General features: G+C 70.7%; 25 protein-coding genes and 3 pseudogenes. 23 read left to right on the top strand and 5 right to left on the bottom strand.

Going from position 1 to position 19,918, the window contains the following annotated elements; translation table 11 throughout:
• The first annotated feature begins 45 nt into the window (after positions 1 to 45).
• Entirely contained in the window at positions 46 to 981 is a 936-nt protein-coding gene (locus tag MTF65_RS14875) for a GNAT family N-acetyltransferase (protein WP_243629172.1), read from the top strand.
• Between the two features lie 39 nt (positions 982 to 1,020).
• Here MTF65_RS14875 and MTF65_RS14870 read toward each other — a convergent pair whose 3' ends face one another.
• The 3 genes from MTF65_RS14870 to MTF65_RS14860 form a co-directional block, all read right to left on the bottom strand.
• Entirely contained in the window at positions 1,021 to 1,440 is a 420-nt protein-coding gene (locus tag MTF65_RS14870; RefSeq protein WP_243629171.1) for a PPOX class F420-dependent oxidoreductase, read from the bottom strand.
• A gap of 128 nt (positions 1,441 to 1,568) precedes the next feature.
• Positions 1,569 to 2,798, bottom strand: a complete 1,230-nt coding sequence (locus tag MTF65_RS14865; protein ID WP_243629170.1) for a DUF1266 domain-containing protein — start codon at positions 2,796 to 2,798, stop codon at positions 1,569 to 1,571.
• A gap of 66 nt (positions 2,799 to 2,864) precedes the next feature.
• Positions 2,865 to 3,626, bottom strand: a complete 762-nt coding sequence (locus MTF65_RS14860; protein ID WP_243629169.1) for an SDR family NAD(P)-dependent oxidoreductase — start codon at positions 3,624 to 3,626, stop codon at positions 2,865 to 2,867.
• A 300-nt stretch (positions 3,627 to 3,926) separates the two neighbouring features.
• Between MTF65_RS14860 and MTF65_RS14855 the strand changes: the two genes are divergently transcribed.
• A complete protein-coding gene (locus MTF65_RS14855; protein WP_243629168.1) occupies positions 3,927 to 4,700 on the top strand; it encodes a hypothetical protein in 774 nt (257 codons plus the stop codon).
• 72 nt (positions 4,701 to 4,772) lie between these two features.
• On the opposite strand, the gene MTF65_RS14850 is transcribed toward MTF65_RS14855, so the two are convergent.
• A complete protein-coding gene (locus MTF65_RS14850; protein ID WP_243629167.1) occupies positions 4,773 to 5,174 on the bottom strand; it encodes an ATP-binding protein in 402 nt (133 codons plus the stop codon).
• A gap of 239 nt (positions 5,175 to 5,413) precedes the next feature.
• Here MTF65_RS14850 and MTF65_RS14845 point away from each other — a divergent pair, with 239 nt between their 5' ends.
• From MTF65_RS14845 to MTF65_RS14795, 11 genes are all read left to right on the top strand, one after another.
• Entirely contained in the window at positions 5,414 to 6,253 is an 840-nt protein-coding gene (locus MTF65_RS14845; RefSeq protein ID WP_243629166.1) for a helix-turn-helix transcriptional regulator, read from the top strand.
• A gap of 3 nt (positions 6,254 to 6,256) precedes the next feature.
• Entirely contained in the window at positions 6,257 to 6,433 is a 177-nt protein-coding gene (locus MTF65_RS14840) for a DUF397 domain-containing protein (RefSeq protein ID WP_243629165.1), read from the top strand.
• A 437-nt stretch (positions 6,434 to 6,870) separates the two neighbouring features.
• On the top strand, positions 6,871 to 7,410 hold the full coding sequence (locus MTF65_RS14835) for an RNA polymerase sigma factor (RefSeq protein WP_243629164.1): 540 nt from the start codon (positions 6,871 to 6,873) through the stop codon (positions 7,408 to 7,410).
• Positions 7,407 to 7,904, top strand: a complete 498-nt coding sequence (locus MTF65_RS14830) for a transmembrane transport protein (protein ID WP_243629163.1) — start codon at positions 7,407 to 7,409, stop codon at positions 7,902 to 7,904. Before MTF65_RS14835 ends, MTF65_RS14830 begins: the two co-directional genes overlap by 4 nt.
• A 73-nt stretch (positions 7,905 to 7,977) precedes the next feature.
• Positions 7,978 to 8,283 carry a hypothetical protein gene (locus MTF65_RS14825; RefSeq protein WP_243629162.1) on the top strand — a complete coding sequence of 102 codons (306 nt, stop codon included), beginning with the start codon at positions 7,978 to 7,980 and terminating at the stop codon, positions 8,281 to 8,283.
• Between the two features lie 126 nt (positions 8,284 to 8,409).
• Entirely contained in the window at positions 8,410 to 8,754 is a 345-nt protein-coding gene (locus MTF65_RS14820) for a hypothetical protein (protein WP_243629161.1), read from the top strand.
• 225 nt (positions 8,755 to 8,979) lie between these two features.
• Positions 8,980 to 9,237 carry a hypothetical protein gene (locus MTF65_RS14815; protein ID WP_243629160.1) on the top strand — a complete coding sequence of 86 codons (258 nt, stop codon included), beginning with the start codon at positions 8,980 to 8,982 and terminating at the stop codon, positions 9,235 to 9,237.
• Between the two features lie 142 nt (positions 9,238 to 9,379).
• Positions 9,380 to 9,586 (top strand): cold-shock protein, encoded by a 207-nt coding sequence (locus MTF65_RS14810; protein ID WP_243629159.1) that lies wholly within the window; start codon positions 9,380 to 9,382, stop codon positions 9,584 to 9,586.
• A gap of 219 nt (positions 9,587 to 9,805) precedes the next feature.
• Positions 9,806 to 10,417: a hypothetical protein gene (locus tag MTF65_RS14805; RefSeq protein ID WP_243629158.1), complete on the top strand. Its 612-nt coding sequence runs from the start codon at positions 9,806 to 9,808 to the stop codon at positions 10,415 to 10,417.
• Between the two features lie 123 nt (positions 10,418 to 10,540).
• Entirely contained in the window at positions 10,541 to 10,810 is a 270-nt protein-coding gene (locus tag MTF65_RS14800) for a hypothetical protein (protein ID WP_243629156.1), read from the top strand.
• Positions 10,811 to 11,248: 438 nt separating this feature from the next.
• Positions 11,249 to 11,524, top strand: a complete 276-nt coding sequence (locus MTF65_RS14795) for a hypothetical protein (RefSeq protein ID WP_243629155.1) — start codon at positions 11,249 to 11,251, stop codon at positions 11,522 to 11,524.
• A 179-nt stretch (positions 11,525 to 11,703) separates the two neighbouring features.
• Here the strand turns inward: MTF65_RS14795 and MTF65_RS14790 are convergent, their stop codons facing one another.
• Positions 11,704 to 12,693, bottom strand: a complete 990-nt coding sequence (locus tag MTF65_RS14790) for an ornithine cyclodeaminase family protein (RefSeq protein ID WP_243629154.1) — start codon at positions 12,691 to 12,693, stop codon at positions 11,704 to 11,706.
• A gap of 166 nt (positions 12,694 to 12,859) precedes the next feature.
• Between MTF65_RS14790 and MTF65_RS30720 the strand changes: the two are divergent.
• The 10 genes and pseudogenes from MTF65_RS30720 to MTF65_RS14745 all read left to right on the top strand — a co-directional run.
• Positions 12,860 to 12,931: pseudogene (locus tag MTF65_RS30720) on the top strand (hypothetical protein); the annotation flags it as partial.
• Between the two features lie 151 nt (positions 12,932 to 13,082).
• Positions 13,083 to 13,276 (top strand): annotated as a pseudogene (locus MTF65_RS14785) (hypothetical protein).
• Positions 13,260 to 13,784, top strand: coding sequence for a DUF6879 family protein (locus tag MTF65_RS14780; RefSeq protein WP_243629406.1), 525 nt, complete (start codon positions 13,260 to 13,262; stop codon positions 13,782 to 13,784). Before MTF65_RS14785 ends, MTF65_RS14780 begins: the two are co-directional and overlap by 17 nt.
• A 32-nt stretch (positions 13,785 to 13,816) precedes the next feature.
• Positions 13,817 to 14,415, top strand: a pseudogene (locus MTF65_RS14775) (helix-turn-helix domain-containing protein); the annotation flags it as partial.
• A 44-nt stretch (positions 14,416 to 14,459) separates the two neighbouring features.
• Complete coding sequence (locus MTF65_RS14770) at positions 14,460 to 14,651, top strand: hypothetical protein (RefSeq protein WP_243629153.1); 192 nt, start codon at positions 14,460 to 14,462, stop codon at positions 14,649 to 14,651.
• Positions 14,652 to 14,884: 233 nt separating this feature from the next.
• Positions 14,885 to 16,804 (top strand): C1 family peptidase, encoded by a 1,920-nt coding sequence (locus MTF65_RS14765; protein WP_243629152.1) that lies wholly within the window; start codon positions 14,885 to 14,887, stop codon positions 16,802 to 16,804.
• Between the two features lie 17 nt (positions 16,805 to 16,821).
• Entirely contained in the window at positions 16,822 to 17,130 is a 309-nt protein-coding gene (locus tag MTF65_RS14760; protein ID WP_243629151.1) for a protease inhibitor I42 family protein, read from the top strand.
• 182 nt (positions 17,131 to 17,312) lie between these two features.
• Entirely contained in the window at positions 17,313 to 17,687 is a 375-nt protein-coding gene (locus MTF65_RS14755) for a protease inhibitor I9 family protein (protein WP_243629150.1), read from the top strand.
• Between the two features lie 63 nt (positions 17,688 to 17,750).
• Positions 17,751 to 18,410 (top strand): GntR family transcriptional regulator, encoded by a 660-nt coding sequence (locus MTF65_RS14750; RefSeq protein WP_243629149.1) that lies wholly within the window; start codon positions 17,751 to 17,753, stop codon positions 18,408 to 18,410.
• A complete protein-coding gene (locus tag MTF65_RS14745) occupies positions 18,407 to 19,777 on the top strand; it encodes a nitrate/nitrite transporter (protein WP_243629148.1) in 1,371 nt (456 codons plus the stop codon). The genes MTF65_RS14750 and MTF65_RS14745 overlap by 4 nt, the downstream gene beginning before the upstream one ends.
• Positions 19,778 to 19,918 lie beyond the last annotated feature (141 nt).

Here is a 19,918-nt window from a genome sequence, read left to right as displayed (position 1 = left end):
CAAAATCCCTGGCCGGGGCCGTCGCGCCGTGTGATCATCGCCGGGATGATTTTTCGCGCTGCCACAGCAGACCCCGCAGACCTGGACCGCGCCGTCGCCTACCCGGCCGACGGACCCGTCCCCGCCCTGACCACCGAGAAGATCCGCGAGGAACTCTCCGCGCACCGGTTCCGGCCCGAATGGACCTGGTTCGCCGAGGACGAGGACGGCGAGATCCTGGCCCGCGCCCTGTGGTGGGGCCGCGCCGACAGCGAGCGGCCCATCGCGCTCGACTGCCTCCAGGTGCGGTCCACCGTGGCCGACCCGGCCGCCCTGGCCGCCGGGCTCCTCGCCGCCGGGCACGCCGCCTTCGGGAACCTTCCCGTCTACAACATCTCGCTGCCCCGCGGCTGGCGGACCGACCCGCGGCTCGCCGCCGCCGTCGCCTGGCGGCAGGAGGCGGCGTACCGGACCGGCCTGACGCGCGAGATCGAGCGCCTGCGCTACGAGTGGACCCCGGCCGTCGGCACCGCCGAGCCCACCGGGCGGCTCGTCTTCCGCGAGGGCACCGACGAGGAGTTCCTCGACGCGTTCGTCCGCCTCTCGTCCGGGAGCCTCGACCTGCACACGCAGACCGAGCTCCAGTCGATGGACCCCGAGCAACTGGCCCGCGAGGACGTCGAGTTCTACCTCGACTGCCCCGGCGAGCGTTCCTGGTGGCGCCTCGCCGAACTCCCGGACGGCACCCTGGCGGGAATGGCGATCCCCTCGGCGACCCCGTACCACCGCAATGTCGGCTACCTGGGCGTCGTACCCGAGCAGCGCGGCAAGGGCCTGATCGACGAGGTCCTCGCCGAGATCACCCGCTTCCACGCGGCCGAGGGCGCCGAGCGCATCACCGCGACCACGGACACCGTCAACACCCCGATGGCCGCCGCCTTCGACCGCGCGGGCTACGAGGTCACCGAGATCCGCCTCGTCCTGGAACAGCCCCAGGCCTGAGCGGTCACACCGGCGCGGCTGCCTCAGCCCCCGGCTGCCTCAGCCCGCGGCCCGGGCGGCGTTGCCGAGGACCTTCCGCGGGGTGATGCGGACGACCATCCGTACCTCCTCCGGCGGGGCCTGCCCGTACTCCTTGGCGCCCTCCGGGCCCAGGTACTCCTCGGTGATGCGGGTGGCCACCGCCCGGCCGGCGTCCTCGGACAGGAGGGCGGTGCCGCGGATCTCCACGTAGAGGAAGGGGTTGGCCAGGTCGAAGACGGTCAGGCCGACCCGCCCGTCCCGCAGGATGTTCCGCTCCTTGCGGCGGCCCCGCACCGTGGACACCAGCAGCTCACCGCCGTCCCGCGTCACCCAGACCACCGAACTCTGCGGGCTGCCGTCGGGGTTGAGCGTGGAGAGGACCGCCGGGTGCGGGGAGTCGAGGAGCTTGCGTACGGTGTCGTTCAGCTCAACAGTCATGCCACGCAGGCTAGTTGGCCGACGGGTGCGGTAGCGGGGGTTCCCCGCTCCGAGGTGCCGACTACGGGAGGTCCCGGGCATCTTCGTCAGGTCTACATGATCTACATGATCTGCCCGGTCCGCACGGTCTACACCGGGGACCAGGGGATGTTCCGCCACGGACTGCCGGGGTCGGCCATCAGCGCCTGGTGGGTGGTCGCCATGCTCTCGTACCAGTGCCCGAACTCCTCCTCGTCGAAGTGCAGGCAGCGCCCGAGGATGTACCCGACGGAGAGGTCCTCCCACGAGCGGTACGCGAGTCGGCAGGCCTGGCCGGCGCGGATCACGGCGTCCTCGGTCTCCGCGAGCGTCCCGAACCGGGCGCCGAGGCCCCAGCGGGCCATCTGGGAGGCCCGTCCGTAGTCCCAGGCCTCCACCGACCGGATGAACTTGCCCTCACCGAGCAGTCCGTCGGCCCGGAACCGCTGCTCGTAGCGGGTGATGCGCCCGATGAGCCGCTGCACGCCCGCGATCTCTCCCTCGACCTCGGCGGTCGGCCGGGGCGTGGCCACCGTGACCCCCTCGGGGGTGAGCTGCGGCTCGGCGGCCTTCCGGGCGCTCACGCGCAGGCTGTACTCGGCCGCGTGCCGCCAGTGCTCCACGTCCACCGGGCCCGCGAAGTCCTGGGCGAGGGCGCGGCGCACGCGCAGCGCGTACTCCCACACCGAGCTGACCATGTCGGCGGCCAGCAGACTCCGGGTGGTGCTCAGCCAGTCCTCGCGGGTGGTGACGCCCCACCACTTCTCCAGCTTCTCGCGCTCCTTGGTGTAGCCCTCGCCGTGGTAGCCGAGGGCGTTCCAGAACAGCCCGTTGTGGACGGAGAGGTGCGCGCCGCAGGCCAGCCCGAAGGCGACGGGGCCGTGCAGCGCGCCGCCGACGTGCAGCGAGTGGACCTTGTCCTGCTCCAGGCCGACGTAGCGCGGCTTGCGGCGGTAGTGGAAGTCCCAGGTGGCGCGGTGGGCGGGCGAGGCGGGCAGGAAGACCTCGAAGGGGGTCCCGGGATTGACGGCCAGGTACGCGGCCCCGTCGGACGGGAAGTGGTCGACGAACCAGGCGAGGGTTTGGCCCTCGAAGACCAGCTCGGGCGTGGGGACGGGCAGCATCCCGGCCGTGAACACGGAGTAGGCGCGGGCGCGGACCTGCGGGAAGTACGAGGGCTCCAGCCGCACGCGGGTGGGGTTGGCGTCCTGGTAGGCGCGGGACTGCGGGACGAAGAGCTCGGCGAGGGCGAGGGCGTCGAAGAAGGCCGGCCAGTTTCCGGCCGCCTTGGCCTCTTCCAGCTCTCGTTCTATGGCGCTCGGCGCGGTCCAGTTCCCCATGCGGAAACCCTAACCGGGCCCGTTCACGGCCGGTCCGGCCCCCGGCCCCCACGGGGTCCGGGTCCGTTACGCGGTGACGCCGCCGTCGGCGACCAGGTCGTGGCCGACGACGAAGCTCGCCTCGTCGGACGCCAGCCACAGCACCGCGGCGACGACCTCGTCCGTACCGCCGACGCGCCCGATCGGCACGACGCCCGCGAGCCGCTCGGCGCGGTCGGCCTCGCTCTCGCCCGGGCGGAAGGACATGGCGGTGTCGGTGGCGCCGGGGCTGACCGAGTTGATGCGGATGCCGTCCTTGATGTGGTCGAGCGCGGCCACCCGGGTGAGGGTGCTCACGGCCGCCTTGGAGGTGGCGTAGGCCGCCAGGCCCGGACGGCGGCCGTGGGAGCCGATGTTGGAGGAGGTGTTGACGATGACGCCGCCGCCGTTGGCCCGCATGTGGACGATCTCCTGCTGCATGGAGTGCAGCACGCCGTTCAGGTTCACGTCGAAGGTCTTCTTCCAGACGTCCAGGTCGATGTCCCCGACCGGGGCGGGCTTGGTGAAGATCCCAGCGTTGTTGTGGGCCACGTGCAGCGCGCCGTGCTCGCGCACCACGGTCTCCACCAGGCGGGCCATGTCCTCGGGGCGGGAGACGTCGGCGGTGACGGCGCTCGCCTTGCCGCCCTCCTCCTCGATCAGGCGGACGGTCTCCGCGATCGACTCGGGCCGGACGCCGGAGGCCACCACGGTGGCGCCTTCACGGGCGAAGGCCAGCGCGCTGGCCCGGCCGATACCGGCGCCCGCGCCGGTGACCAGTACGACCTTGTCCGCAAAGCGGTTCGACATGACGAGAACCCCTCACACGGGCCATGGAGCCCCGACGACGGGTGCCGCAGGACTTCGTCAGGTGTCGGTGAAGGGCGGGCACCGCACAGGGGGCGGTGCGCCGCGTCCTGACGGAGCACCGCGTCCGGGTGATGAGGTTTCCGCAGGTCAGACGGGTGACCACGGCAGATGCCCGGCGTGTCGTACGGGACGCAACTCGGCCCCGGGTTGCGGGAGCTGACGGGGTGTCGGTCAGTGGTCTGGGGCACGTCCCATGCCCCCTCACACACATCGCTGTCACCCCTGGACAGGAGAGATCCGTTGCGCCGCTTCACCCGCTACACCGTCCCCGCCGTCCTCTGTGTCACCCTGCTGGCCGCGTCCCCCGGCCTCGCCGGGGCGGCCGGCGCGCCCGAGCGACCGCCGGCCCCCGCGGCCGGGAAGGCCATCCCCGGCACCGAGGCGCTGCTCGCGCAGGTGCAGTCGCTGGGGGCCGTGGGCGGGGTGCTCAAGCCCGTCACCGACCTCCTCGCGGCGATCCTGAAGTCGCCGGACGGGAAGCTCCCGGAGGCGGATCTGGCCGCGTTGAAGGAGAAGATCGACGCGGCACTCGCCGACCTGAAGAAGAGCCTCCCGGCCGCCCCTGCCCTGCCCGTGCCGGCGCCCGATCCCAAGCTGCCCGTACCGGCGCCGGAACTGCCCGTGCCGGCGCCCGAGCTGCCGGTGCCCGCCCCGGAGCTGCCCGCCAAGCCTCCGGTGGACCTCCCCGTACCCGCCCCGGCGCTGCCGGCCCCGGCGCTCCCCGCGCCGAAGCTCCCGGTGGCGGCGCCCAAGCTGCCCGCCGCCGCCAAGACGGCGCCGCGCGCCGCGTCCGGCCCGCTCGATGTGCTCACCGGGGCCATCGACAAGCTCAAGGCGTCCGTGGACGGCCTCACCAAGGCGGCCGGCCCCTGCGGCTGCTCGACGGACGCCAAGGCCAAGGCCACCGACGTCGTCGCCGACCTCGTCGCCACACTGGTGGCCCTGCTCACCGGGCTCGGCCTGCCGGGCCTCCCGCCGCTCCCGGTCCCCGCGCCCCCGCTCCCCATCGAGTAGGCACCCCCCATTCCCCCGCGCCCCCGGCGACCGCCCCTCCGCCGGGGGCTTCCGTACGGCCCCCTATACGGGCTATACGGGCGGCCTGAGCGCCAGCTCCGCCCATTCGGTTTTGCCGACGACGCGGTCCGAGGCACCCCACCGCTCCGAGAGCGCGTTCACGATCTGTAGCCCCCGCCCGTACTGCTCGTCGTCCGCCACCACCGCTCGCGGTTCGGGCCGCCGCTCACCTTTCGGATCGGTGACCTCAATGCGGAGCACTGCTCCCGCGAGGTGCAGTCCGACCCTGAGGTGCCGGTCGCGCAGCGAGCCGTGCAGGAGTGCGTTGGTGGTCAACTCGCTGGTCAGCAACGTGACATCGCCCGCCAGATCCGGGTACCCCCATGCCACGGCCAGCCATGCGGCCCGCGCCGCCGGTACCGAGTCCTGCCGGGGCGGGTAATTCCGTACGTCATGGCGGGTGAGCTCGTCCATGTCCGTGCACCTCCTGTGCGGGCGGTGGCATGCCGGCGCCCTGCGGGCAGCCCGGTGCACTTCCGCCACTGACGCTCTGCGGCGAGCGGTTCGTCACCGACGGTAGGAGCCCGGCTACTCCCGAGGCAAGCGGTACGGGGAAGATATTCCCCGTACGAGTTACGGGTGTGTACGTCGGCTCGCACGAGCGAGAGACTGACCCGGTGAACCGCGGAACACGTGAGAGCCAAGGCAACCGGATGTCGACGGTGCTGGGGCGCCGGCTGGGTGGAGAGCTGCACAAGCTGCGCACAGCGGCGGGCAAGACCCAGCTCCAAGCCGCGCAGGTAATCAGCGCTACGTCGACGAAGATCGTGAAGATGGAGAGCGGCTGGGTCCCCATGCGGGACCCGGACATCCGCGTGCTGTGCGAGTTCTACGGTGTGACGGACGCGCAGTTCGTGAACGGACTGCTCGACCTGGCCCGGCTGGACCGGGATCGCCGCAAGGCCAAGGGCTGGTGGCAGCAGGTGCGCCTCGTCGGTGGACTGGGCGAATACATCGCGATGGAGGAGGTCGCTACGCGTATCCGCACATTGCAACTCGCCCTCATCCCGGGGCTGCTCCAGACTCCTGAGTACATCAGGGCGCTGGGCGTCAGGTCCGAATGGTCACACCCGGATGAAATCGAGGTGCTGGTTGCCTCGCGAATCAAGCGGCAGGCGCTGCTTTGGAGCGATGAGCCGCTGGAGTTCCATGCGGTGCTGTGGGAGGCCGCGCTGCGTCAGCAGATCGGCAGTCCCGAGGTGATGCGCGCACAGCTGAACCACCTGGTCGAGATGGCCAGACTGCCCCACATCCACGTGCAGGTGCTGCCCTTCCGGGCGGGGGCGAACGCTTTGGGCGCCTTCAACCTCGTCTCGTTCGCCGAGCCTGGAGCACTGGATGTGGCCTACGCCGAGAACCTCGCATCTACTGTGTGGGCGGAGGGGCCAGAAGCCACCGAGGTGTATACCCGGGCGTTCGCCCGAGTGTCCCGCCAGAGCCTCTCGCCGCACGACTCCGTAGACCTGATCGACGTCATCAGTAAAGGTATGTAGCCCGTGAACGAGTTCGAGTTCGTGAAGTCCAGCTACAGCAACGACAAGGCCGACTCCGAGTGCGTAGAGGTGGCCACCAACATCGCCGGCGCGGTCGCCCTCCGGGACAGCAAGCAGGCCGACGGGCCGGTCATCCAGGTCACCGACACCGCCTGGGCGGCCTTCGCGTCGGCCCAGTGAGCCCGATCGGCAGCATCGAACGCGGCACGGAGCCGAGGCAGAGGCGAGAGTGATGTGCCGGTGCCATGCCGTCCAGTGCCTCACCTGGTAGTGGTCCACCGCACCCGGGTGGAGCAGGCGACGGCCAGGGCGTAGCCGGTCCGCGTGCTGTCTGTAGGCACCTCCGTCGGGACCACGGTTCCGGGGTGTTGTGGTACCACCCTCGAACCGAAAGCCGACGACTCACCCGAGGCTCCGACGGCCTCTTCTCGCAGGTCACGCCTGTGCATCAGCCCATTACCGGCCCGGCGGTCGACGGGCGTCGGAGCCAAAGAACTTGGAACTCTGGTGCCAGCGAAGCCGGCCGGGCCTGATCTGGATGGATCGTGGTCGTGAACCTTTCCGGCGTGGGTGCCGACTGTTCTGGTGATGCTGGGACGCGAGGACAGGGAGGTGCGGTGAGCGAGGACGAACGCTCCGGACTGCTGGTGGTGCGCTGCCAACTCGGGGAGCGGAAGGCGTTCGGCGAGTTGGTGCGCCTGTGGCATGCCCCGCTGTGGCGCTATGTGCGGGGCATGGTCGGCTCACCGCACGTCGCAGATGATCTTACCCAGGATGCGTGGGTCGCCGTGGTGCGCGGACTGCCGCGCCTGCGAGAGCCGGACCGATTCGCTCCCTGGCTGTTCACCATCGCGCGGCGAGCGATAGCCGACCACCTGCGGCAGGCGTACAAGGCTCCGGAGACCTCCGTGGAGGAGGCAGAAGTCGTCGACGACGACGCCCTGAGCAGCGTCCTGACCACGATGGAGATCGAAGGCGGCCTTGGCGAGCTGCCGCCGCTGGAGCGCGAGGTAATGATCCTTTTCCACTTGCAAGACCTGCCGCTGGCCGCCTGCGCCGAGGTGCTCGGCGTACCGCCCGGCACGGTCAAAAGCAGGTTGCACCGTGCGCGTCGCACGCTGCGCAAGATCCTTACTGAAAGGGGTTACGAGACATGAGTGAGCAGGACTACGGAGCGCCCCGGGGCCTGCCCGAAGAGCTGGAGCGCGCGCTGGCGGCGGAAGTCTCGCTGCGTTCCCGGATGCGATACGTGGCTGTGGGACTGGCGGGGGGGTGCGCGGCGGTACTGATCGCTGTGCTGTGGGCGACCGAGCCACAGCCCCTCCCTGCACGCGCCCAGGCTGTCTTCTCCGGATTGATCGCCGTCGGGCTGGCGTGGGCCGCCTTCGCCGGCTGGGTCCTGAGCAGGCGCCGACCGTTGTACGCACGGGATCGGGTACTGGGCGCCCGGATTGCACTTGCGGTGACCACGGTGACGGGAATCGCCGGGACAGCTCTGGCCGTGGCACGCGGCACAACCGCCGCGGCACTGGCCACCGCCCTGGTCGGCATCGTCCTCATCGCCACGGCAGGGCTGCTCCTGGCCCGGGCTCAATCCCGCCGCCGCGAGCTGCTGCGGCTGCGCGATGCGCTGCGCGGGGATGCCTCCTGAGAGTGCGTGACGAAGCGTGACCATGGCTGCGAGCGGGGCCCTCATCTGGCCGCCAGTGGGGAAGATGAGCCGCATGGACGGCGAACCTCTGCAGATCCCACTCGACCAGCTCCGGCAGGCCTTCGAGCTGGCACTGCGACACATCGAAGCCTCAGCAGGCAGCAGCACAGTGGCACTTGAACGCGACTACTTCTGGTCCGTCCCGGTCGACGAACTCTACGACGTCCTCAACGAACCGAGAACGATCACGATCGGGCAGCTCTCCGAGTCATGGCAGCACCTTGAGGACCTACTCGCCGACCCGGACCGGGCCGTGGGCCACCACCTGGTCTGGCTTGCCGATGTCCTCCGCGCGATCGGGCAGGACACCGCCCGGTAGTCACGTGATGCGCGGTGGCAGACGGGTCGGCGCGCTTCGACATAAAAGCGACGATCACGACATATAGTCCACAACCGTCATCGTTTGAGCAAATCAAGCAAATGCGACAATGAGGAAGGGAATGTCATGCGTAAGCTTCGCAAGGCTGTTCTTGTGGCTGCCATGATCGGGAGCCTCGGCGTGGTCGGGGCGGGAGTTGCCACCGCCGACGGCACCGACACGAACGGTGCCGGCAGGGAGTGCACTCAGGCAGCTGCTGCCAGCAACTCGTCCTACACGGTCAATGTCCCGGTGAACGTTGCAGTCTCCGTCTTCGGCGACGTGACGCAGTCGAACACGCTTCAGTCGAACTCGACGCAGTCGAACTCGCTCCAGCAGATCTGCATCAACGGGGACAACAGCTCCGCCGCGAATGTCTCCAGCAGCGAGGTGACGCAGTCGAACGTCTTCGCCTTCCTGGACGGGTTCTGAGCGTCGAGACTGGGACGGCTCCGGGATCCGAAGCTTCGGCTCGGCTCCCGGAGCCGCCTTGCGTCACGATCAGGGCCTGACGGTAGTGGCGTGGCATGGTCGCCTGAAGTTCGTGTGAAGCCTTCTCGTCGAGGCGTGCTCAAGGACTGCGCCGCCTTCGTCGGCGGACCTGGGCGGGCCCACGGCCGGACCTGCCGTGACGTTTGGCCATCCTGGGCGTTGGGCTTGTCGATGCGCCGAGCCGTCCCCCGGCTCTCCGTGGGCGCCGGGCCCCGCTTCCTCCCGGGTTCCCGGCGCCCCGCCAGGAGGCACGGCTACGCAGGGACCAGCCAGCTCTGTTCCCTGGCCACGCTCCGCCGCCGCATCGCCCGCACCCGCCAGGACCGGGACGAGACCATCACCGACAACACCACCCTGATGCGCGTTTCGCGATCGACCTCCTGCTGCAACCTCCTGCTGGATGCCAGCGATGATGCGCGGTAGCCGTGCTTCGGCGTCCGGGCACGGGTGTCACGGACGCGAGCGGACAGATCCTCGACCGCGCGCTCGGGTGGACGTACCCGGCTCGCGAGACGTGCCGAGCGAGGCAGCGGGCAGCGGGCATCGGATGCGAAGGAGCGAGTCGATGGCTGTTCAAGGAACGGTGAAGTCGTTCAGCGCCGAGGAGAGCTTCGGATACATCACGCCTGACAACGGAGGGTCAGACGTCTTCGTGCACTACAGCGAGATCCAGAGCGACGGCTACCGAACCCTGGAAGAGAACCAGAGGGTCGAGTTCGAGATCGGCCAAGGGCAAAAGGGGCCGCAGGCTCAGACGGTAAGGCCTCTATGACATCGTACGCCGACGCCGAGGGCGTCCTCTTACGGATCGACGGCACTCGCCCGGTCGGCGACATCCTGATCACCCATCAGCCGAACCGTCAGTCCAGCACGCCCCGACCTCGATTGCCGACCACGTCGTTAGGCATCACGGGTGATGGGGGACGGCCGATGGGAGTATTGGGCCGGGTCACTCGGGGGGCGGCGCGGGGGCGGTCGGCACGGTAGGGCAGTGAACAGATCTCTGATGCTGCGCCCGGCCAAGCTCCTCGGTCCCGCCGCGGCCGCTCTCTCCCTCGTCATGCTGGCCGCCGGTCCGGCGGCGGCGGCTCCCTCTCTCGCGCAGCGTGTGGGGTCCGAGGTCCACTGGGCCGCGCTGCCCGCAACCTCCAACGAAGTCTTCGTCGTCAACAACTCCGGGGAGATCTCGATCTTCGACGCGGCCGGGATCATTCCCGGGTTCGGCTGCCGGACCAGCGGAAGCAATCAGGTCAACTGTGGGCCCCTCGCCACGACGACGAGGCTCAGGATGTCGGCGGGCGACGGGAACGACTCCGTCACACTCGGGTTCTTCACCGCGCTGCCGGTTCCGGGGGTCATCGACGGCGGCTCCGGGCAGGACCGGATCCGTGGCGGTAGCCGTGGTGACCGGCTGTCCGACCCCAACGGCTGGCCCAGCCCGCAGTCACAGGACACGTTCGTAGGGAACGCCGGCAACGACACGATCCTCAGCCGAAACGGCGGCTACGACCGGATCGACTGCGGAGACGGCTTCGACACGGTGATCGCGGACTCGGCCGCCCGCGACGTGGTCCTGAACTGTGAGAACGTGATCCGCTTCTAGACCGCCAGGCCGCCACCTGGGATTGGGGCCGAATCGCGTAACGAGGGCGGCCACTCGGGCGAAAGCCGGCCCCGTCCGGTCCATCGCCCATAACCGGGCGCTGCGGGTTGCGTTGGGGCGTTCATGGCTCACCTCACTGTCGCCCGCGTCGTGTCGGGGGCAGCCCTCGCGATCACCGTCGGGCTCGTTTCCGCTCCCACCGCCCAGGCCGCTCCTGCCGCCGAACGCCCGAGCGTCGGCGCCCTGGCCGGTCCCCTCAGCCTCGACAACCTGCTGTCGCTCCGTTTCCTCACCCCGACGGTCCGGGACGCGAAGCGCCAGATCACCGGCCTCGCCTCCGGGCTGTCCCCGGCGCCGGCCAATGCCGTCGGCCTCGGCCACCTGCTCAAGTAGCCGACGAAAGGAAAGTCCAAGTGACACTCAAGAAGAGGCAGACGCTGGCGGCTGTCGCCAGTACCGCGATGGCCGCTCTCCTCCTCGGTGCGGGCGGCGCACACGCCGCGGACGACGGATCGCTGCTGTCGCTCCTCAACCTGCCCTCGGTCACCGTCGCCTGCTTCCCGGCGGGACAAGTCGGCCAGGGCAACACCTTCACCGGCACCCAGAACGTCAGCTGCAGCCAGAGCGCCGAGGCAACGACCCCCCACTCCCCCCACTCCCCCGGCCAACAACAGCCAGTGCAACGACATCGACGCCTACAACCCTGCCTCGGGCACAGGGGCCCCCGACCCGGAGCAGACAATCAAGGCCGCACTCAACAACGGAACGGCATACGTCGGATTTCGGAACACCGGAAATGACCCATACACCTGGTACGACCTGACCGACCCGGTGGAACACCCGAACTATCCCGAGGACGCCTGCTCCATCTCCGTAGCCGGCGTTGACGCCGATCCGACGGCTAGCGAAGAGAACGTCTCCATCCAGGTGCAGACGACCACCGGGCAGGTCTGGGAAACACGCTGTGAGCCGCTCCTGGACTCCAGCCATGACATCGTGCGACTCGACTGCGTCGGCCAGGCGGACGACGAGTTCGGCCCGTGGGTGCAGCGGACGACACCGATGCCGGGAGATCCGGCACTCACCACAGCTCAGCGCCGCCGCTGACCTGTTGGTACCGCTGTCGGAGCCTGTCCCTGACGGACAGGCTCCGTCCCATGAGCGGCGCCGGAAGAGGTCTTGATGTCTGTGTGCTCAGCCGCGTACGTGCGAATGCGCTCAGCCGGTGTGCCGCGCGTTGCCGATCCAACGCCGTACGGTGGGGCGATCGCGCGCTGGTGTCGGCATCACCGCAGCGTGATCGCCTCGCCGATTGACTGCTCGCGGGCGGACGTCATGACCAGGGCCGTGGCCGCGGCGTCCTGCACTGCCACGCCGACCGACTTGTAGAGGGTGATCTGGTCCGGCGCGGTGCGTCCCGGTTTGCGGCCGGCGATGAGTTCGCCCAGCTCGGCGTGCACGTGATCCGCTGTGATGAGGCCATCGCGGATCGGCAGGAGCAGGTCATTGCTGCCCGCGGGGAGCGGGGCAAGCACGGCCTGGCGCGATTCGACGCACACCAGCGCCTCGGCCACCGTGGCGTCGTCGATCTCGCGGCCGGCCGGGTTGTACCCCACGGACGTGATGTGCACCCCGGGTGTCAGCCAGGAGCGGCGGATCACGGGTTCGACGGCGTGCGTCGTCGCGGCGGCGATGTCCGCGCCGTCGAGCGCCTCGGCGTAGCTGGACACGGCCTGGACTTCGGCCTCCAGTACGGCTGAGAGTTCCCCGGCCAGGGCAGCGGCTTTCGCCGGATCCCGGCCGGCCACGCGGATGTGCCGGATCGGGCGGACCCGGCAGATCGCGCGGGCGTGGGACCGGGCCTGCACGCCGGTGCCCAGCACTGCCAGCACGGTCGAGTCCTCGCGGGCCAGCAGTCGCGCCGACAGCGCGGAGCAGGCGCCGGTCCGCGCTGCGGTGATGGCCGTACCGTCCAGCAGCGCGGCGGGCTCGCCGGTGTCCGGATCGAACGCCACGATCAGCGCCTGATGGGTAGGCAGCCGTGCCCCGTCGTTGTGCGGGAAGAGCGACACCAGCTTGGTCATGAGCACCCCGGCCGACGGCAGGAAGCCCGGCATGGCCGCCAGGAATCCATCGCGTTCGGGCACCAGGGCGGCGACGCGGTCGGGTACCGAGGCGCGGCCCGCACTGAGGTCTGCCATCGCCGGGGCCAGGGCGTCGATCAGCGAGTCCACGTCGAGCAGGGCCTCGACCTGCGAGCGGCCCAGAACAAGCATGTGCCTCAACCTCCTATGCCGGTCGTCCGGCCGGCGACCGCACAGCCAAAGCGTCAACCGCAGCCCCCCGTTGCCCCGGCTATGACACGCCGTCCTTCCTGAGCACGTTCATCCGTCATCCGTACGCGCCTGAGCACATCAGCGTGTAGGCCGACACCTCCGGGACAGCAAGCAGGCCGATGGCCCGGGCATTCAGGTCACCGACACCGCCTGGGCGGCCTTCGCGGCGGCCCAGTGAGCCCGATGGCCTCTTGACCGGCACGATCCGGCCCACCTTCCCGGTTTCCCGTTCCCTCAACTGTGATCCCTTGACCCTCCCGCCGCGTTCTCGGGAGCATGAACGCGGCGGCACGGAGCCGAGGCGGCACAAGGCAGAGGGGATGTTCTCCATGCAGGTGACCAAGCTGGTCAGCACGTGTGACATCACGGACTGCCCGACACGATCTACGCGACCGATCGGGGTACGTTTCTCGTACAGGGCGAGACACCGACCGACCACGGTCTGAAGATTCCCGCTCACGAAACACTCGTCGAGATCCCCATGGACCTGGTCAAGAAGGCCATCGCTGATGGCCTCATCTAGGACCATCGGGGACCTCTTCGACACCTTCGAGCGCGACGCGTTCCGACTGGAGACGCTGGACGACTACAGCCGGTCCGGCAATGTGGACGCCTATCGCGCGTTCCAGGCCGGCCAGCCACAGCCGGACGATTACAACGCCGATTGGGTGGCGGAGTTGCGATCCCGTACAGGCCAGGGCAAGCGCGTGTACCGCGTACATGTCCTCGCTCGTCCCCTCACGGACTATCTCCGCTTCGAGCTTGGCTGGGGGTACCGGAAGAACATGACCGGCGGGGAAGAGTTCTTCATCCTCGACATCACCAACGCGCCGAACCCGCTCGACGGCGTGCCTGACTTCTGGCTCTTCGATTCGACCGACACAGCTGTCATGAGCTACGACGAGCATGGCGCATTCACGGGTGCGAACGTGTTGCCCGCGGCCGAAGCAGAGGAATTTGTCTCCTACCGGGAGATGGCCCTCGCTCACGCCGTGCCGTTTACGGAGTGGTGGGCGAAGCACGGCGAGTGAACAGGGCACAGCTTGGGGCCGCGCTGCGGGCTCTGCGAGTGGCATCCGGAAAGGAAGCCAAAGCGGTAGCCCGTAGCGCGCTCATGTCACCATCCAAGCTGTCGAAGATTGAGAACGCCAACCTTCAGCCCAGCGCCACCGACGTCGAGCGCATTCTGACGGCCCTCGGGGTCTCGGACGCGATCAAGACCGAGTACACGGAATCAGCACGCGCAGCCACCACGGAGGCAACGGCTTGGCGGCTCCTCAAGCGAGCCGGCATCCACAAGGGCCAGCAAGCAGTCAAGGCCCTTGAGCCCCGATGACCACGCTGCGCCTGTTCCAGCCGGCCCTGGTCCCGGGTCTGCTCCAGACTCCTGAGTACATTCGGGCGATTCTCCAACGGCACGAGCTGAGCGAGGACGCACTCACACGCACGATGAGCGGCAGGCTTGAGCGACAGGCCGTCCTGTTCGACAGCTCCAAGGCGCTCCGCTTCGTCATCACCGAGCCTGTCCTTCGGTGGCGGATCGTTCCGCCAGCGATGATGGCTGCCCAGCTTGACCGCATCGTCTCCATGTCTCGACTCCCGCATGTCGATATCCGAGTGGTGCCATTGGGGGCTCAGCAGAGCGATATAGCGAACCATGCGCGCCCGGGGTGGAGTGGCCGCGGCTGTGGCAGATGGCCCGGAGCATGTGCCGCGCCGCTGACCGCGACCTCGACCACGCGCAGTGGATCCTGATCCAGGCCTCGCGGTCGTTCATCTGCGGAAGCGACCGGATCGCCCAGTTCGACCGGTCGGAGTGGAAGCTTGAGCCGGGTGGCAAGCGCGTGGCGTTCGGAGCGGCCTTCTGCAACCGCGACCACCTGTGGACGGGAACCTGACGGTGGAGTAAGCCACACCCCGGCAGGTGGCGGCCCCGCCTTCCCGCTACCGGGTGTAGGGGCCCCTCGTCACCGGGTGTAGGGGGCCTTCGTCCATCGCGGCGCCGTACGACCCCCGTGCCGCCGCGCGACCGTGCGGACCCCCTTGACGCCCCCTCCCGGCAGGTGGAAGCTCCCGGGTCTCGCTCGCATCGGGACGGGCGATCGCACACATCGCACACTGGGGGGCCGGTATGCCGGAGGAGTATGTCCAGACCGCGGGGGAGTTGCGGGCGGTGCTCGCGGAGCGGGGGGCCCGGTGGTCCGTGAGCGAGCACCTCGCGGACGGGGACCCCGTACCGCGTCCTTCGCTCGGCATGGAGCCCGGGGCGAACCTGACGACCGCCGAGGAGGCGGGGGCTGTCGATCTGCGGGGGCTGATCGGGCGGGCGAGCGGCAATCCGGACCTCACCCGGCGCAGGGCCGCGCACGGTCTGCTGCCCGGGGCGGCGGGGGCCGCCGGGGCGCGGGCCGGGGCGGCGGGGGTCGTGGGGGCGGCGCGGCCGGCCGCCGTGGACTGGCGCGACCGGTGGGGCCGGCCCTGGATCACCAAGATGAAGGACCAGAACCCCTGCGGCTCCTGCTGGGCGTTCGGCGCCGCCGGGCTGGTGGAGTCCATGGCCCGGATCGAGCACAGCGTATGGGCCGTGCGCTCCGAGGGGGACGTCCACGACGGCCTGCGGTTCAGCTGCGGCCAGGGCAGCAACCCCGAGACCGCGCTGGACTGGATCAAGGCCAACGGCGGTCTCGCCGACCCCGACTGCTGGCCGTACAACACCCCGCCCGCAGGCCTGCCCGCCGACCGGCGCGACGCGTGGCGCGCGGAGTACACCCCGAGCTGGGACCGCTCCGGCCGGACCGTCCGGATCACCGACTACGTCCGGCTCGGCGACGTGGAGCAGCAGAAGGTGTGGCTGGACACGGTCGGCCCGCTGACCGCCTGCTTCGACGTGTACGACGACTTCTTCGGCCTCGGCTCCGGCGTCTACCACCGCACCAGCGACCGGCTCGCGGGCGGCCACTGCGTGCTGATCGTCGGCTATGACGACGCGGCCGGCTGCTGGCTGTTCAAGAACTCCTGGGGGACCGGCTACCACGTCGGCGGCTACGGCCGGATCGCGTACGGCGAGGTCAACATCGACTACTGGGCCAAGTGCGGCCTGCGCGGCACCAACATCGACCCGTGGAGCAAGCGCCGCCTGCACGCGGGCAGCGTCTACGAGAGCGGCAACGGCCGCGCCCACCGCAACTTCGAGCTGGCCGCCACCGCCGGCGGCGGCCGCCTCCAGCACTGGTGGCGCGAGGGCGACCCGCCCTTCGCGTGGGCCCGCGCCGCCACGTTCGCGACCGACGCCTCCGGGCAGCCCGCCTTCACCGGGACCACGTACAACCGGAACATGGAGTCCCTGCACGTGACCACGGGCGGGCGGCTGCGCCACTGGTACTTCGAGCAGTCGGCCCGTGTCTGGCGCGACGGCGGCGCCTTCGGGCCGGGCGACGCGGCGATCGGCTCGACCCCGGGGTTCCTCCAGAGCGACTACGGCAAGCCGGGCAACTTCGAGGCGGTCGTCCGCACCGCCGACGGCCGCCTGAACCACTGGTGGCGCATCAACGGCGCCCCCTGGACCTGGAACGACGGCGGCCGCTTCGCCTCCGGCATCGCCCACTACGGACCCGCGCTCGTCCAGACCCGCTCCCGCCACCTCGACCTCGTCGCCACCCGCACGGACGGCCGGATGCAGCTGTGGTGGCGGGACGACCCGAACGGCTTCGCCTGGCGGGCGGGGGAGGTCTTCGGCAGCGGGATCACCTCCGCGCCCTGCCTCATCGAGGGGCAGTACGGGGCCGCCGACGAGGACACCGCCGGGAACTACGAGCTGTGCGTGGTCGGCGCCGGCGGGCGCATCGAGCACTGGTGGCGCGGCAACGCGGGCGGCTCGCCCTGGCGGCGCGGCGCGGTCTTCGGGCACGACGCGCTCACCGTCACCGGGATGCTCCAGGGCAGTTTCGGGTTCAACCTGGAGGTCATCGCCCTGCGCACGGACCGCCGGCTCCAGCACTACTGGCGCGACGGCGCGGGCTGGCACGAGGGGCCGGTGATCGGCCTCGCCTGAGCGAAGGGGCCGCGCGGGTGGAGGTACGGGAGGTCGTGCTGCGGGCCGGGGAGTCGTACGAGTTGCGGCTCGCCGGGCGCGGGGCGCGCGGGTACGTGTGGACCTGGCGGGTGACGGGCGACGCGGACGCGGTCTCGGTGGCGGAGGGCCCGGCGGCCCCCGCCGGGGCCCTGCCGGGCGCGACGGTGGAGCGGACGTACGTGGTCCGGGGCCGCTGCCCGGGCGGGCGGGCCCGGATCCGCTTCGCGCAGATCCGGCCGCCCTACCCGGACGAGACCCCGTACGACGAGTTCGTCCTGGACGTGGAGGTCAGGAACCGCCCGTGAGCAGGCGCCCCCGCCGATTCAGCCTCGCCGGCCAAATCCAGCCTCGCCGGTGTTTGACCGGGGGTCCGCCAACTCCAGCCTCGCCGGCGAGGCTGGATCTGACCGGCGCTCGCCCGCTGTGCTCGCCCGCCGCGCCGGGTGGGGTCGTTGACTCGGGGGAGCGGGCGTGATGGCCTCCGGCCATGGGAAATCGAGAGAGGTATGCCCGGGTTGCCGGGTTCGTCCTGTCGGCGGCGGTCCTCGCCGCCCTGACCGTCGCGGCGCCCCTGCCCGCCTTCGCCGCACCGGACGGGCGCGCGGTGTCCGTCCCGCCGGGGGACGGCGACCCGGCCGACGGCCGCCCGTACATCGTCACCGTGGCACCGGGCGTGGACCCGGCCGACGTGGCCGGGCAGGTCGAGGGCGTCGAACCCCTGTACTTCTTCCGGTCCACGATCAACGGCTTCGCCGCGCGGCTCAGCCCCGGCCAGTACGCCGCGCTGGCCGCGCTGCCGGAGGTCGAGGCCATCGAGGAGGACGGCATGGCGTCCGTGCCCCACGTCCCCGAGACCGCTTAGCGGCGGCGTCCGCATGGTGGACCGCAGCTCAAGTTGTACCCCTCATGTATCTATCCTGTGCGCATGCCAGCCCCCGCCCCCGCCGCCGCCCCCACCACCGCGGCCGACCGCGTCTACCTCCACGTCAAGCGGGGGGTGCTCGACCGCCGTTACGCAGGCGGTGTCCTCCTCACCGAGGGAGAGCTCGCCGAGGCCGTCGGGGTGTCCCGTACGCCGGTGCGCGAGGCGTTGCTGCGGCTGGAGACCGAGGGGCTGCTGAAGCTGTACCCGAAGAAGGGCGCGCTGGTCCTGCCGGTCTCCGCGCAGGAGATCGCCGATGTGATCGAAACCCGGCTGCTGGTCGAGGAGTTCACGGTACGCCGGGCCGTCCCCGCGCCGCCCGGACTGCTGGACCGGCTCACCACCCTGGTCGAGGAGCAGCGCCGGCATGCCGCCGAGGGCGACCTCGCGGCGATGATGGCCGCTGACCGCGGCTTCCACGCGGAGATCGTGCGCAGCGCCGGAAACCAGATCCTGTGCCGCCTCTACGACCAACTCCGCGACCGGCAGCTGCGGATGGGCGTGGCCCTGCTGCACGCGCACCCCGACCGGATCGAGCGGTCGCTCGCCGAGCACGCCGAGATCCTGGACGCCCTGCGGGCCGGGGACGCGGAGACGGCGGCCGCATCCGTACGGGCGCACGTGGGCCGCGTCGAGGCGCTGGTGCGGGGGTCGGCCCGATGAGTTCCACGCCCGCCACGCCCGCCGTGCCCGCCGCCGCACAGGCCCCGCTCCCCCAGGACCCCCCGGGCGGTCGGCGGGCCGTGGCCGTCTGGTCGATCGGCGTCGCCGTGTACTTCGTCGCCGTGATCTTCCGTACCAGCCTGGGCGTGGCCGGACTGGAGGCCGCGGACCGCTTCCACGTGAACGCGTCGGCGCTGTCCACGTTCTCCCTGCTCCAGCTGCTCGTCTACGCGGGGATGCAGATCCCGGTGGGCCTGATGGTGGACCGGCTGGGCACGAAGAAGGTGCTGACGCTCGGCGCGGTCCTCTTCACCGCCGGGCAGGTCGGCTTCGCGCTGTCCCCCTCGTACGGGACGGCGCTGGCGGCCCGGGCGCTGCTGGGCTGCGGTGACGCGATGACCTTCATCTCCGTACTGCGTCTGGGCACCCGGTGGTTCCCGGCCCGGCGCGGGCCGCTGATGGCGCAGCTGGCCGGGCTGGTGGGGATGGCGGGCAACCTGGTCTCCACCCTGGTGCTGGCGCCCGTACTGCACGGGGTCGGCTGGGTCGCGGCGTTCGCGGGGAGCGCGGTGGCGGGGCTGGTGGTGCTGGTCCCGCTCGTGCTGTTCCTGCGGGACCACCCGGAGGGCCACGGGCCGGCGCCCCGGCCGCGCGGGGCGGGGGCTTCCGGCGCTTCCGGGGCTTCCGGGGGCTTCGTCCGCCGCCAGATAGCGGAGTCCTGGCGCGAGCCGGGCACCAGGCTCGGCCTGTGGGTGCACTTCACGACGCAGTTCCCGGCCATGGTGTTCCTGCTGCTGTGGGGCATGCCGTTCCTGGTCGAGGCGCAGGGGCTGTCGCGGACCACGGCGGGCGGGCTGCTGACGCTGGTGGTGGCCTCCAACATGGGGTTCGGCCTGGTCTACGGGCAGCTCGTCGGCCGCCGTCAGGCGTCGCGGATCCCGCTGGCGCTGGGCACGGTCGCCCTCACGGCCCTGCTGTGGGCCTCGGTCCTCGTCTGGCCGGGGGGCCGGGCTCCGATGTGGCTGCTGGTCACGCTGTGCGTGGTCCTGGGGACCTGCGGCCCGGCGTCGATGATCGGCTTCGACTTCGCCCGGCCGGCGAATCCGGCGGAGCGTCAGGGGACGGCGTCCGGAATCACCAACATGGGTGGTTTCATCGCGTCGATGACGACGCTGCTGGTGGTGGGCGTGCTGCTGGATGCGACGGGGGACGACTACCGCGTGGCGTTCTCGTCGGTGTTCGTCCTGGAGCTGCTGGGCATCGCCCAGATCCTCCGGCTGCGGGGCCGCGCCCTGGCCCGGGAACGGGAGCGGGAGCGCCTGACGCCGGTTCGGATCCCGGCGGCCCCGGCCCGGTCCCGGGCGTAGCCGGACTCCGGGCCACATCCAGCCTCGCCGGCGTTTGAGGCGCGGGGTCTGGGGCGGAGCCCCAGGAAACCCGGCTCCGCCGGGCACCGGGCGCCGCCCGGCCCCTCCCCCCGTCTCTGTCCGGGGGGACCCCCACTCAAA

The organism is Streptomyces sp. APSN-46.1, from assembly GCF_022815725.1.
Classification (GTDB): Bacteria; Actinomycetota; Actinomycetes; order Streptomycetales; family Streptomycetaceae; genus Streptomyces.
This window is presented reverse-complemented; position numbering and strand designations above follow the sequence as displayed.

Coding starts and splice junctions, on each gene's coding strand:
- MTF65_RS14750 (WP_243629149.1), top strand. CDS start 17,751: ATGCCAGCCCCCGCCCCCGCCGCCGCCCCCACCACCGCGGCCGACCGC.
- MTF65_RS14825 (WP_243629162.1), top strand. CDS start 7,978: ATGGACGGCGAACCTCTGCAGATCCCACTCGACCAGCTCCGGCAGGCC.
- MTF65_RS14830 (WP_243629163.1), top strand. CDS start 7,407: ATGAGTGAGCAGGACTACGGAGCGCCCCGGGGCCTGCCCGAAGAGCTG.
- MTF65_RS14845 (WP_243629166.1), top strand. CDS start 5,414: ATGTCGACGGTGCTGGGGCGCCGGCTGGGTGGAGAGCTGCACAAGCTG.
- MTF65_RS14870 (WP_243629171.1), bottom strand. CDS start 1,440: ATGACTGTTGAGCTGAACGACACCGTACGCAAGCTCCTCGACTCCCCG.
- MTF65_RS14770 (WP_243629153.1), top strand. CDS start 14,460: ATGTGCCGCGCCGCTGACCGCGACCTCGACCACGCGCAGTGGATCCTG.
- MTF65_RS14820 (WP_243629161.1), top strand. CDS start 8,410: ATGCGTAAGCTTCGCAAGGCTGTTCTTGTGGCTGCCATGATCGGGAGC.
- MTF65_RS14790 (WP_243629154.1), bottom strand. CDS start 12,693: ATGCTTGTTCTGGGCCGCTCGCAGGTCGAGGCCCTGCTCGACGTGGAC.
- MTF65_RS14755 (WP_243629150.1), top strand. CDS start 17,313: ATGGGAAATCGAGAGAGGTATGCCCGGGTTGCCGGGTTCGTCCTGTCG.
- MTF65_RS14865 (WP_243629170.1), bottom strand. CDS start 2,798: ATGGGGAACTGGACCGCGCCGAGCGCCATAGAACGAGAGCTGGAAGAG.
- MTF65_RS14860 (WP_243629169.1), bottom strand. CDS start 3,626: ATGTCGAACCGCTTTGCGGACAAGGTCGTACTGGTCACCGGCGCGGGC.
- MTF65_RS14800 (WP_243629156.1), top strand. CDS start 10,541: ATGGCTCACCTCACTGTCGCCCGCGTCGTGTCGGGGGCAGCCCTCGCG.
- MTF65_RS14810 (WP_243629159.1), top strand. CDS start 9,380: ATGGCTGTTCAAGGAACGGTGAAGTCGTTCAGCGCCGAGGAGAGCTTC.
- MTF65_RS14745 (WP_243629148.1), top strand. CDS start 18,407: ATGAGTTCCACGCCCGCCACGCCCGCCGTGCCCGCCGCCGCACAGGCC.
- MTF65_RS14875 (WP_243629172.1), top strand. CDS start 46: ATGATTTTTCGCGCTGCCACAGCAGACCCCGCAGACCTGGACCGCGCC.
- MTF65_RS14765 (WP_243629152.1), top strand. CDS start 14,885: ATGCCGGAGGAGTATGTCCAGACCGCGGGGGAGTTGCGGGCGGTGCTC.
- MTF65_RS14850 (WP_243629167.1), bottom strand. CDS start 5,174: ATGGACGAGCTCACCCGCCATGACGTACGGAATTACCCGCCCCGGCAG.